Origin of the sequence: Clostridium saudiense, from assembly GCF_000577815.1 — a bacterium.
Taxonomy (GTDB): Bacteria; Bacillota; Clostridia; order Clostridiales; family Clostridiaceae; genus Clostridium; species Clostridium saudiense.
In genome coordinates, this window is record NZ_CBYM010000058.1 from 1 (window position 1) to 11,866 (window position 11,866).

13 protein-coding genes, 1 pseudogene and 1 riboswitch are annotated in these 11,866 nt (G+C 27.2%); of the genes and pseudogenes, 3 read left to right on the forward strand and 11 right to left on the reverse strand.

Translation table 11 applies throughout. The features are described 5' to 3' along the window. Positions 1-329: 329 nt before the first annotated feature. The 8 genes and pseudogenes from TY07_RS16100 to metA all read right to left on the reverse strand — a co-directional run bounded on the left by TY07_RS16100 (position 330) and on the right by metA (position 6,918). Positions 330-1,199 carry a YitT family protein gene (locus TY07_RS16100; protein ID WP_042402558.1) on the reverse strand — a complete coding sequence of 290 codons (870 nt, stop codon included), beginning with the start codon at positions 1,197-1,199 and terminating at the stop codon, positions 330-332. Between the two features lie 117 nt (positions 1,200-1,316). Then, on the reverse strand, positions 1,317-2,036 hold the full coding sequence (locus TY07_RS16105; protein WP_042402561.1) for a hypothetical protein: 720 nt from the start codon (positions 2,034-2,036) through the stop codon (positions 1,317-1,319). Positions 2,037-2,250: 214 nt separating this feature from the next. Further along, positions 2,251-2,748 carry an anaerobic ribonucleoside-triphosphate reductase activating protein gene (nrdG, locus tag TY07_RS16110; RefSeq protein ID WP_042402564.1) on the reverse strand — a complete coding sequence of 166 codons (498 nt, stop codon included), beginning with the start codon at positions 2,746-2,748 and terminating at the stop codon, positions 2,251-2,253. A gap of 59 nt (positions 2,749-2,807) precedes the next feature. Further along, positions 2,808-3,764: pseudogene (gene nrdD, locus TY07_RS16115) on the reverse strand (anaerobic ribonucleoside-triphosphate reductase); the annotation flags it as partial. A gap of 123 nt (positions 3,765-3,887) precedes the next feature. Then, positions 3,888-4,019, reverse strand: coding sequence for a hypothetical protein (locus TY07_RS18775; RefSeq protein WP_260457849.1), 132 nt, complete (start codon positions 4,017-4,019; stop codon positions 3,888-3,890). Then, positions 4,013-4,204, reverse strand: a complete 192-nt coding sequence (locus tag TY07_RS16120) for a GIY-YIG nuclease family protein (protein ID WP_042402567.1) — start codon at positions 4,202-4,204, stop codon at positions 4,013-4,015. Before TY07_RS16120 ends, TY07_RS18775 begins: the two co-directional genes overlap by 7 nt. Before the next feature lie 122 nt (positions 4,205-4,326). After that, entirely contained in the window at positions 4,327-5,541 is a 1,215-nt protein-coding gene (nrdD, locus tag TY07_RS16125; RefSeq protein ID WP_341349594.1) for an anaerobic ribonucleoside-triphosphate reductase, read from the reverse strand. 462 nt (positions 5,542-6,003) lie between these two features. Continuing rightward, positions 6,004-6,918, reverse strand: coding sequence for a homoserine O-acetyltransferase MetA (gene metA / locus TY07_RS16130; RefSeq protein ID WP_042402570.1), 915 nt, complete (start codon positions 6,916-6,918; stop codon positions 6,004-6,006). Positions 6,919-7,046: 128 nt separating this feature from the next. Then, a riboswitch (purine riboswitch) is annotated at positions 7,047-7,149 on the forward strand. Between the two features lie 32 nt (positions 7,150-7,181). Here metA and ade point away from each other — a divergent pair. Both ade and TY07_RS16140 read left to right on the forward strand, forming a co-directional pair. Continuing rightward, positions 7,182-8,921, forward strand: a complete 1,740-nt coding sequence (gene ade, locus TY07_RS16135; RefSeq protein WP_042402573.1) for an adenine deaminase — start codon at positions 7,182-7,184, stop codon at positions 8,919-8,921. A gap of 48 nt (positions 8,922-8,969) precedes the next feature. Continuing rightward, positions 8,970-9,464 carry a DedA family protein gene (locus TY07_RS16140; RefSeq protein WP_042402576.1) on the forward strand — a complete coding sequence of 165 codons (495 nt, stop codon included), beginning with the start codon at positions 8,970-8,972 and terminating at the stop codon, positions 9,462-9,464. A 75-nt stretch (positions 9,465-9,539) separates the two neighbouring features. On the opposite strand, the gene yidA is transcribed toward TY07_RS16140, so the two are convergent. The 3 genes from yidA to TY07_RS16155 form a co-directional block, all read right to left on the reverse strand. Next, positions 9,540-10,343, reverse strand: coding sequence for a sugar-phosphatase (gene yidA / locus TY07_RS16145; RefSeq protein ID WP_042402578.1), 804 nt, complete (start codon positions 10,341-10,343; stop codon positions 9,540-9,542). Between the two features lie 87 nt (positions 10,344-10,430). Beyond that, the gene (locus TY07_RS16150) at positions 10,431-10,703 is read right to left on the reverse strand and encodes an ATP cone domain-containing protein (RefSeq protein ID WP_042402581.1); all 273 of its coding nucleotides are present in this window, start codon (positions 10,701-10,703) and stop codon (positions 10,431-10,433) included. 113 nt (positions 10,704-10,816) lie between these two features. Beyond that, complete coding sequence (locus TY07_RS16155; RefSeq protein ID WP_042402585.1) at positions 10,817-11,098, reverse strand: ATP cone domain-containing protein; 282 nt, start codon at positions 11,096-11,098, stop codon at positions 10,817-10,819. 206 nt (positions 11,099-11,304) lie between these two features. Between TY07_RS16155 and TY07_RS16160 the strand changes: the two genes are divergently transcribed. Next, positions 11,305-11,817: a L,D-transpeptidase gene (locus TY07_RS16160; protein WP_042402588.1), complete on the forward strand. Its 513-nt coding sequence runs from the start codon at positions 11,305-11,307 to the stop codon at positions 11,815-11,817. The last annotated feature ends 49 nt before the right edge of the window (positions 11,818-11,866 follow it).

Consider the following 11,866-nt stretch of genomic DNA (forward strand, 5'->3'; position numbering starts at 1 on the left):
ACTTAACAGATTCCACCTTATTGTTAATTTACAATATTTATATTAATTAATCTATCTAATTTTTAATTATCCAATATAATAAATATTATAATTTACATAGTCTAAATAAAGTTATCCTCTTATTTTACCATTAACCCTAAATTAATTATGTAATATTCTTATCTGGCCATATAAATTAAAGTTTATTATACTGAGGTATTATACTATATTCATATTTGTAATTACTTATGTATACTTTTATTTTAAAAATAAATTAATATAAATCCTTAAATAAACAGAGGAGTTATTTACAAAATACGTAAATAACTCCTTTGTTTATTTATATGTTTTTAAAGTCTTTTTTCAAAATTCCCTGTAACATTTAAGCCTTCATTAAATATAATAAATGCCTTAGGATCTTTTTCTAAAACTATTCTTTTTAATTGATTTATTTCATACTTAGAAATTACAGTTACTAGTATCTTGCTTTCTTCACCAGTATATGCGCCTTGTCCATTCCAACAAGTTACACCTCTTCCCATCTCTTTCATTATACCACATTCTATATTTTCCATCTTTGTGAAAATCATTGCCGTAGTATTTATATTTTGATAATGTATTTTATCAACTATCATTGAGAAGAATGTCGTATAAATAACTGAATATATTGCTGTAGGTAGTTCAAATAAAATTGCACATATTCCATAAATTATAGCATTTATTATTATACCTAACTTTCCAACACTGAAGTTTTTATATTTTTTAGTAAAGTATACCCCTAGTATATCTATTCCTCCCCCAGAGCCTCCGGCTTTTAATGTAATTCCTATTCCTGCACCTGTAATGATTCCTCCAATAAGACATGCTGCTAACGGATCATCTATAATAGCTGTACTTGGAATTGTAATTACTGTAAAGAAAATAGTCTGCGATATTACACTTACTACAGTTCTTATAAAAAACTTCTTAGATATGCTTTTATAAGCTATAAGTAATAATGGTATATTAATAATAAAGTTAATTATACCTGCTATTTCAAAGTTTTTTACACTTGGAAAATAATCTACTATAATAGTTCTAATTATTTGAGATATACCTACTACCCCACCATTATATAGCCCTAATGGAGATATAAACAAATTAACTCCTAAACAAAATAAGAATGCCCCTATAATAATAATTCCATACTGCTTAATCTCTTTTACTTTTGTACCTTCCATATTTAATCCCCCGATTATTATCTAAAAATATTCACAAATAGTTTATAATAATCTTGGAATTATTTCTATATTATTTTATAAAAAACCATATTAATATAGCATAAAAATTAACAAATTTTATTTTTTTCTTCTTTTAATATAATAGATAATTGCTACTATTATTATTAAAACAATTATCACCAACATAATTACTATATTTTGTATATTAGGAACTTTAATTCCTATCATTATACTATTATTTTCATTTAAATCATTAATAGTGTAGTAATACTTTATAGTCTTATCATTTACTATTTCATTGGAATTAGTATCTACTATTTTAACTGGCGTAGATATTGATAAATCTACTGGAACATCACCTATTAAGTTAGATATATTTCTATTCACTAAATTCCCCAAATTTAATCCTATATTATTATTTATATTGCTATTTATATAATCACTAATAATATCTATTGCACTATCATTAAGCTTAAGTGTTACTTTATATTCGTTAGTAAAAAGTCCTTTATCCTTTTCTTCAATTATACTAAAATAATTATTGCTTAAATTTGATACTTCATTAATTTCAACTTTATCAGTTGATATATTAATTTCTTCTGTATTTAAGTCTCCTTCCTTTGATTTAGTTATTTCTCCAAAGTGTATTTTATCAGGCATATCATCTTTAACTTCATCAATAACTTTAGATAACAAATCATTATCTACCAACTTATTTATAGTATCATCATAATATATTTTTATTTTTGTATCACTAGTCCCATCTATATTAATAGAAGTATCACTACTTAGCTTTATCTCTCCACATCCAATTAATATGAATACCGTACTCATCATTAGAAATAGAACAAAAATATACTTTTTTAATTTCCCCATATTTCTCAAGTCCTTTCTTTATAAAACTTACCATGTTATTAGTATAATTAATTTGAACTTCTTTTAATATATTTAATCAACTTTTTTTATATATTTTCAAAAAAATCACAATAACAGCTACTAAAGAACTTTTTCCTTATAACTATTATTGTGATTAATTTTGCTAATTAAATTTTTACAATATTTCAACTATATTGCCTTGCTCTAATGATTTTTTAACATCTATAACTCTTTGATTTGATGATCCTCTATATTTAAGCATTATATCTCTTTTATCTGCTTGAAACTTTCCATCTATTAAAACATCTACTTCCCTTAGTATTTCTAATCTTTTTGGATTATTAACTATTTCTTCAAAAGTATAACCTGACCATAGCCATATTGGTTTATCTGTCTCTAATTTTATTCTTTTTAATAGATTAAGTAATGTATCATCCATTATTTGTTGCATTGGTTCTCCACCCAATATATTTACACCTTTTATTTGTTTATTTTTAGTTAATTGAATAAATTCATCTTCTGTTTCTTTAGTAAACTTATTTCCATAATTAAAATCTTGTTGCTCTTTATTAAAACACCCTTCGCAATTATGAGTACATCCACTTACAAAGAGTGTAGTACGTATACCTGGCCCATTTGTAACATCTAATTTTCTTATTTTTGCATAATTCATACTTTCACTCCTGTCCAATTATATATTATGCAAAAAATGAGAGGTAACCCTCTCATTTTTTATAAATGAAGAACTCTATCTCCAATTTCTGCTGTTCTTCCCTTGTTCCAATAAGAACTTCCTATATATCCACAAGTTCTTCTCATAACTTGTAATTCGCTTTCATCATCATTTCCACATGATGGGCAATGCCAAGTTAAACTTTCTTTATCTAATTGCATTTCACCATTAAATCCACATTTGAAACAAACATCAGATTTAGTATTGATTTCTGCATATTGAATGTTGTGATATATAAAATTGATTATCTCTTCAACAGCTTCAACATTTTTATTCATATCTGGTACTTCTATATAAGAAATACATCCTCCACTACTTATTGAGTGGAACTGTGATTCAAACTTTAACTTACTAAATGCATCTATTTCTTCACAAACATGTACATGATATGAATTTGTATAATATAATCTATCAGTTACATTAGATATTTCACCAAATCTAGCTTTATCTATTCTACAGAATCTGTATATTAAGCTTTCTGCTGGCGTTCCATATAATCCAAATCCAAGACCTGTTTCAGCCTTCCATTCTTCACATTTTTCTTTCATATGATTCATTACTTCTAAAGCAAACTTTTCTCCCTCTTCAGAAGTATGGCTTACTCCAAGCATTGCTTGAACCATTTCCGCTATACCAACATATCCAAGTGAAAGAGTTGAATAACCATTTTTTAATAGTTTATCTATCTTTTCACCTTTTTTAAGTCTTGCTATAGCTCCATGTTGCCAATGTATTGGACTTGAATCTGAAGTTACTCCAAGTAACATCTTATGTCTTGTTATTAATGCATCTTTACAAAGATCTAATCTTTGATCTAACATTTCCCAAAACATTTCCATATCTTTATCAGCTATAATTGCAATTTGTGGTAAATTCAAACTAACTACCCCTTGGTTAAATCTTCCATACCACTTATATTCTCCATTTACCTTTTTAGGAGATAGATGTGATCTACACAAGCGAGATGTATATTTCTATACTGGTTACTCACTCTGACTATATCTTCAACTAGTGCATTTTTACCACACACTAGAAGCCTTGCACTTCCAAATGACTTAATTCACTTGTACTCTACTCGTTTATTCACTAAAGTTTTTCTCTTTAGCTATACTTTCGATAGTCGATTGACCTTCTAAATAATCTTCATAATACTTAAAATTATAGCCTTTATACGGTGATTTAGTTTTACCTTTACACCTAGCTATTACCATGGTATCTCTGTAATTCTTTTATAGAATTTATCTCTTCCATATTTCCTTACTGCTCTATAAAATTTAGTATCATGTTCTTCTTTTTGGTACCCCATATGTCTACTAAAACGTTGCTTTAAAGTTTCACTAGTTTGCCCTATATAAACTTTGTTATTGACTATACAAGTTATCTTATATATTATCATGAGGACCTCCAAAAATTATTTAGCTTGGCACTGGATTGTCATATCTATATAAGACTTAGATTCCCCAGTTAGCATAATTTTATGCAATCATTTCCTATTGCTACTTTAAAATATAAAGTAAATTACACACCCATTTTTAATGGTTCACAAGGTTTTATATGGGCAATAGTTTTACCCATAGGAGGGAAAGTGTTTCCTTCATAATTTTCTCTCATTATCTTAGCACTTTGATAATCTGGCACTAATCTTTTAGCTGTACATTTAGCTGCAAGCTTAGTTATATAATCATATTTACCGCCTTCAAGGCAATTATGCTCATCTAATAAGTAAACTAACTTAGGGAATGCTTCTCCAATTTCTTGACCCTTATAGTTTTTCATCCCTTCAAGTCTTTGTCTTATCATTTCTTCACAAATCATAGCCATCTCTTCTTCATAAGGATGACCTTCTTCTATTTCAAGGTAAATAGTGGAAAAAGGAGCCTGTCCATTCGTCGTTTGTAATGTAGATAATTGATATCTTATCGTTTGAACTCCATCTTTAAGTTCCTTCATTTTTGCATCTTTAGCTAACTTTGTAGCAAGAACCTCATCATTAAGCATTTCCATATAGTGTTTATATGATTTTTCTTCTGTAACCTTAAGATATTTAGCTAAATGCTTAATTGTTATACTTTGTCCACCATATTGATTAGATGAAACTTGAGCTATTATTTGTGTTGCAACTGTACATGCAGTTCCAAAGCTTTTAGGCTCTTCAACCAATTTTTCATTTATTACTGTACCGTTCGTAAACATATCTTCTAAGTTTATTAAACAACAGTTAAACATTGGTGATATAGTATAATCCATATCATGCCAGTGAATTGCTCCTTCATCATGCGCTTGCACTATATGAGCAGGAATTAACTTTCTTCTAGCAATATCCTTAGATACTTCCCCTGCAATTAAATCTCTTTGAGTTGCAGAAACAACAGGATTCTTGTTAGAATTTTCTTTCATTACATCTTCATTTCTCTTACTTAGCAACTCTAATATACTGTCATCTGTAGTATTAGTATTTCTCTTAAATTCTTGTACAGCTCTATATCCTTCATATGCTCTTGCTGTTTCAGCTTGACCATAATGAACTAATCTATCATATACATATTTTTCTATTTTGTATATTGTAGCTATTTCCTCTTGCTTGCTAAAATATTTTTCAGCATCATTTGCTATTAATCTAGCGATATCACCTAAAAATATCCCGCTACCATTTTTCATAGACTTACAAATAGCTTCTCTAATCTTACTCTTATCGAACTCTACTGTACTTCCGTCCCTTTTAATTACTTTCAATAATACCACTCCCTAAACTTAAGTATATTTAAATTATGCAATATAAAATCACATAAAAATAGTGCTTATATTAATACTTCGCCTCTTAAATACACAACATATTGTACTACCTTTTTAAAACAAATACAATATATAGTTGTTGTTATATTTTTAGATTTTTCGTATTTATACTTATAAGCACTTCGATTTTCTCGTTATTTTATATATTCCTTAATTAACCTTATTTGTTTTTTTATACATTAACCCTTACAACATTTTTCATTATACTACATATTTTTTTATAAAACACGACTTGAAATTTATCTTGAGATATGCTTTTTTGATTCTGACTTTCTTAAAGCTGATTATTTCACATAAAAAAATTTAAAATTTTATTAAAATAAAAAGACAAAAGTTTACCTTTTGTCTTTTCAACGCATCTAAAAATAATTGTAATTTTATATTAATCTTTTAAGTAAAAAACTATAATTTTTCTAAATCATATGGAGTGTTTTGATAAACACAGTAATTAAGCCAATTACTAAATACTATATTTGCACTACCTCTCCAAGTAACCATTGGTGTAAGTGATGTATTATCATTTGGAAAATAGTTTCTTGGAATTTCAATATCTAAACCTTTATTAAAATCTCTAAAATACTCATCACTTAAAGTATTTCTCTCATACTCTAAATGTCCTGTAATAAACACTTGTCTTCTACTTTTATTTGCTACAATAAAGATACCTGCTTCTTCTGATTCAGATAATATTTCTAATTCAGAGATTTTTTCTATATCTTCTCTTTTCACCTCTGTATGTCTAGAATGTGGTGCATAAAACATATCATCTAAACCTCTTGTAAGATCAGCATTTTTATTATTTATATAATGTTTAAAGACACCAAACATTTTCTTTTCTAATTGATACTTAGGAATACCGTAATGATAATTTAATCCAGCTTGAGCTCCCCAACAAATATGTAGAGTAGAAAATACATTACTCTTGCCCCATTCCATTATTTCCTTTAACTCTTCCCAATACATTACATCTTCAAATTCCAATTGCTCAACTGGTGCCCCTGTTATTACTAATCCATCAAACCTCTCATCTTTTATATCATTAAAGAAACTATAAAACTTTTCCATATGTTCAAGAGATGTATGAGTAGATCTATAACTTTCAGTTTGCAATAATTTAATTTCTACTTGAAGTGGTGTATTAGATAAATACCTAAGTAATTGATTTTCTGTTTGAATCTTTTTAGGCATTAAATTTAAAATTGCAATCTTTAATGGTCTAATATCCTGTTTTCCAGCTCTCTCATTATTCATTACAAATATATTTTCATCAGATAAAACCTTAAATGCAGGTAAATCTCTTGGAATTTTTATTGGCATAGCCTCCCCCTCCTTACATAGATATTAAATCATATTTTTACCAATTTTAGAATATTTATTATTAATATTAATCTTTGTTGATTTCAAATTTCCACAATTTTTCCTTTGACATGAAAAAATTATAGTCATATAATGATCAAAATAACCTTCGTATAAGCCTAAAAATATGGTTTGGGCGTCTCTACTATATCACCGTAAATGATATTAACTATGAAGTAAAATCCACGAAGGTTAATGTATTATTAGAAAAGGTGGATTAATTAATGAATAAAGAAATTCTTATTGATAATATTAAAGCAGCTAATAAAGCTATTCCTTGTGACTTAGTTGTTAAAAACATTTCTGTAGTTGATGTATTTCAATGCAACTCTTTTATTTGCGATGTAGCTATAAAAAATGGATACATTGTTGGCCTTGGTGAATATTCTGGAAAAGAAGAAATTGATGGAACTGGTAAGTTTATTTGTCCAAGCTTAATTGATTCTCATGCTCATATAGAATCATCAATGCTTACTCCTAGAGAGTATTCTAAAACTGCATTATTACACGGAGTAACTTCGCTGATAGCAGATCCTCATGAGATAGCAAATGTTATTGGACAAGCTGGAATCGAATTTATGATTAACTCCTCAAAAAACCTTCCATTTGATTTTTATTTTATGCTTCCTTCTTGTGTACCTTCTACACCATTTGAAAATTCTGGTGCAGTATTAAATAGTGAAGACTTAAAAAATTACTATAGTGATTCAAAAGTTTTAGGTCTAGCTGAAGTAATGGACTATCCCTCTGTATCAAATTGTAATTATGATATGATAAATAAACTTTTCGATGCAATTTCAAATAATGGTATTATTGATGGACACGGTGCAGGATTAAATTCTCATTCAGTCAATGTTTATTCTACAGCAAATATAAAAACAGACCATGAATGTGCTACCTATGAAGAATTAGTTGATAGAGTAAGACGTGGGATTTATGTACTTATGAGAGAAGGAACTGTTGCTAAAAACTTAAATGATTTAATAAAAGGTGCATCAATCTTTAATAGCAGACGTCTTTGCCTATGTACTGATGATAAGCATATTGATGATTTATCTAAAAATGGCAGTATAGATACATCAATTAAAATGTGTATTAAAAATGGACTTGCTCCTGAAATTGCAATTCAAATGGCTACATTAAATGCAGCTGAATGCTACAACTTAAAAAATAAAGGTGCTATAGCTCCTTCATATATTGCAGATTTTATTATTCTTGATAATCTAGAAGAATTCAAAATTAATTCTGTTTATAAAAATGGTAAATTGATAGTGAAAGATAACAAATTAGTTATTGATATAGCTGATTTATACTCAGCTCCAACATTAAATAATTCAATTAATTTACCTAAACTAACTAAAGATAGCTTAAAAATAGATATAAAAAATAAATCTATCTTAAATGTTATAGAATTAATACCAAATAAATTAGAAAGCAATCATTTAAAAATTAATATAGAAGACTTAAACCTTAAAGATGAATTCACAAGTTGTACAACAAAAGACAATTTATTAAAAATTACGGTTATTGAACGTCATAAAAATACCGGAAATATTGGATTAGGAATTTTAAAAGGATTAGATTTAAAATCTGGTGCAATAGCTACAACTATAGCACATGATTCTCATAATATGATTATTTGTGGAACTAATGATGCTGATATGATATATGCAGCAGAAGAACTAAAAAGAATTAATGGCGGAATCATAGTTGTTAAAGATGGAAAAACTCTTGCTTCTGTATCTCTAGAAATAGGTGGAATTATTACTTCTCGTGCATGTGAAGAAGTAATATCTGATTTAACTAAACTTCATGATGCAGTTAAAATACTAGCACCTACAATTACATTTAATCCATTTTTAACACTATCATTTTTATCTTTACCTGTTATTCCTGAAATCAAAATCACTGATAAAGGATTATTTGATGTAAGAAGCTTTAACTTTATCCCTGTTGCAGAATAGTTTTGTGTTATAATATTCTTAAAATTTTGATTTAAGAGGTATAACAAAATGGATATAAAGGAAATGATTTCAGTATTAAGTAGCCATAACATCTATATTATATTTATAATAATGTTTCTAGAATCACTGAATTTAACTGGTATACCATCTACTATAATATTGCCTGCCATAGGAATATTAATAAGTTTAAATAATTTAAGCATTATAAAAATATTACTTTTAACTATCTTTGCATCTATTTTAGGAAATATTGTTTTTTATTTTATATCTTATAAGTTTGGAAGTAAAATATATGATTATCTTTATAATAAATTTCCTAAACTACAAAAATGTTTTGATAAAGCAATGAATATGTCTAATAAATATGGAACGAAAATTTGTTTATTTGGGCGCTTAATTCCTTCCATAAGAAGTTGGATTTCTCTTGTTGCTGGTATATTTAAAGTAAAGCTAAGGGATTTCCTTTTGTATTCTTCAATAGGAATTTTCATTTGGGATATACTACTTATTTTGGTTGGCTATCTAATACCAATCAAATACTAATTAATGCTAAAGGACTTGTCCTAATTAAGGGCAAGTCCTTCTTTTATTATTTATTAAAGTTCTTTTTACTACCTATTAAAGAACAAACTTTTCTATAGCCTTAGCAACTCCATCATCTTCATTTGAATCAGTAATATAATTTGCAGCTTTCTTTACCTCATCAAATGCATTAGCCATTGCTACTCCCATTCCAGCATAAACAATCATATCAAGATCATTTTCAGCATCTCCAAAAGTCATAACTTCTTCTTGTTTAACCCCTAAATGCTTAGCTAATAATTCAACACCTGTTCCTTTATTAACTGCTTTATTTAAAAATTCTAAGAAATAAGGTGTGCTTCTTACTACTGTATACTTTTCATATACTTCTTTTGGTAAATTATCTACAGCCTTTTGTAACACTTCTGGCTCATCAATCATCATTACCTTTACTATACTATGATCATCTTCAATTTCAGAATAATCATTAATTCCTATGTTAATACCATTTATATTTGCTTCAACTTCTGTGTATTTACTATTTTTAGGAGTTATTAATCCATGTACTTCAGAAAAAGCATGAATATTAACACCTAAATCCTTACTTAGTTTATGTAAATAATGTAAGTCAGAACCACTTAATACTGTTTTTGATATAACTTCTCTAGATTTTGCCTTTAAAACTAATCCACCATTATAACTTAAAACATAATCATTTTCTCCAAGCATATCAAGCTCTTCTAAATATCTTGTAACACCATCAATTGGTCTTCCTGTAGCAATTACAACATTAACACCTTTTTCTTGAGCTTCTTTTATAGCTTTCTTAGTTCTATCTGAAACAGATTTATCATTTTTAAGTAAAGTCCCATCCATATCTATTGCTATTAATTTATACATAAATTCCTTCACCATTCCTTAATACAAAATTCTGTTTTATTATAACATAAAACAGAACTTTGTACATGGTGTATGTATGATATAAAATTACTCCTTTTTATATCCTATAAATGAACTTATAACATCATCAAATCCATCTCTATCTAACATACTAATAACTACACCTGTTATTTCATAGCTTGAAGTGCTATCATTTTCTCCCCTAAACTTTTTTATTCTATCAATTACATCTTCTATAATTATTTTAATATCAGATTCATTTAATAATGCTTTCTTATCCCTGGTTGCATTCAATATGCTATTTGCAATTTTATTAGCATCAAATGATTCAATACTTCCATCCTTTTTAACTACTTTCATTACTTACACCTCCTCATTAATTATTATTAGCAAAAAAATAAGTTGTAAATCATAAAACACTTTATATAATGGTACTTTATAATTTACAACCTCTTCTTTTATGATATTTTCTATTATTTACAACACTTCTCTTTATAGCCTAAATAGGCACTTGCTATGTCCTTAAATCTATATTTATTAAGAGAATCAATAATTACTGCAAAGATTTCATAAGTTGATGTAATCCCATTTTCTTCTCTTATACTATTTAACACTTTTACTACTCTATTACTAACAATTTTTAAATCTGACTCATTTATAATAGTGTTACTATCAATAGATGCACCTAATATACTGCTTCTAACTTTACTAATATCAAAACTTTGAATTCTACCATCCTTTTTAATTACTTTCATTGTAAATACACCCCCGTATTAAAATTATACACTATCATAAAAGTAATTTAAACGATTTCACGTTTTTTTCACACTTAAATATTACTCCTTATTTATATTTTTTATTACATTAATTTGCAACTATCTCAAATAATTATTTTTTATATTTAACATTTATTTATTCTTTTCGTAAAATATACTATAAAACATTCTTTGGAGCAATTTATATGAGTTTTATCACTAAACTAAAAAATTTTTATCACCTTACTAGATATGGCATTAATATTTTATCATCTTCCTTAAGAAATTCAACTTCTTATGAAAATGATGCTTATAACTTCATAAATAATAGTAACCTTTCTAGTAAAACTAAATACTTAATTTGGGTAGATACTTCAAACTTTAAAACAAATATATTTAAAGGAAGTATAAACAATTGGACCTTAATTGATTCTTATATTTGCACTATCGGAAAACCTAGTGCCCCTACTATAAAAGGTATTTTCTATGCCGGTCCTAAAGGATATTCATTTGGTGAAGCAAGAGGTTTTCGCTGTTTATATTACACGCAAATAAAGGATAATTATTTATTTCATTCCATACCGTATAATTTAGATGGAAGTATTAGAGATCCTAGACTTGGTATGCAATTAACAGACGGTTGTGTTCGTTTATCAACAAAAAATGCAAAATGGATTTATGATAATTTCCCATCAGGTAGTACTATCTATATAACTTAGTATTATTATATGATGCATTTAAAAATATTTTCGTATTTTCTTTTAATAT

Coding starts and splice junctions, on each gene's coding strand:
- TY07_RS16100 (WP_042402558.1), bottom strand. CDS start 1,199: ATGGAAGGTACAAAAGTAAAAGAGATTAAGCAGTATGGAATTATTATT.
- TY07_RS16105 (WP_042402561.1), bottom strand. CDS start 2,036: ATGATGAGTACGGTATTCATATTAATTGGATGTGGAGAGATAAAGCTA.
- nrdG (WP_042402564.1), bottom strand. CDS start 2,748: ATGAATTATGCAAAAATAAGAAAATTAGATGTTACAAATGGGCCAGGT.
- TY07_RS18775 (WP_260457849.1), bottom strand. CDS start 4,019: ATGGTAATAGCTAGGTGTAAAGGTAAAACTAAATCACCGTATAAAGGC.
- TY07_RS16120 (WP_042402567.1), bottom strand. CDS start 4,204: ATGATAATATATAAGATAACTTGTATAGTCAATAACAAAGTTTATATA.
- metA (WP_042402570.1), bottom strand. CDS start 6,918: ATGCCAATAAAAATTCCAAGAGATTTACCTGCATTTAAGGTTTTATCT.
- ade (WP_042402573.1), top strand. CDS start 7,182: ATGAATAAAGAAATTCTTATTGATAATATTAAAGCAGCTAATAAAGCT.
- TY07_RS16140 (WP_042402576.1), top strand. CDS start 8,970: ATGGATATAAAGGAAATGATTTCAGTATTAAGTAGCCATAACATCTAT.
- yidA (WP_042402578.1), bottom strand. CDS start 10,343: ATGTATAAATTAATAGCAATAGATATGGATGGGACTTTACTTAAAAAT.
- TY07_RS16150 (WP_042402581.1), bottom strand. CDS start 10,703: ATGAAAGTAGTTAAAAAGGATGGAAGTATTGAATCATTTGATGCTAAT.
- TY07_RS16155 (WP_042402585.1), bottom strand. CDS start 11,098: ATGAAAGTAATTAAAAAGGATGGTAGAATTCAAAGTTTTGATATTAGT.
- TY07_RS16160 (WP_042402588.1), top strand. CDS start 11,305: ATGAGTTTTATCACTAAACTAAAAAATTTTTATCACCTTACTAGATAT.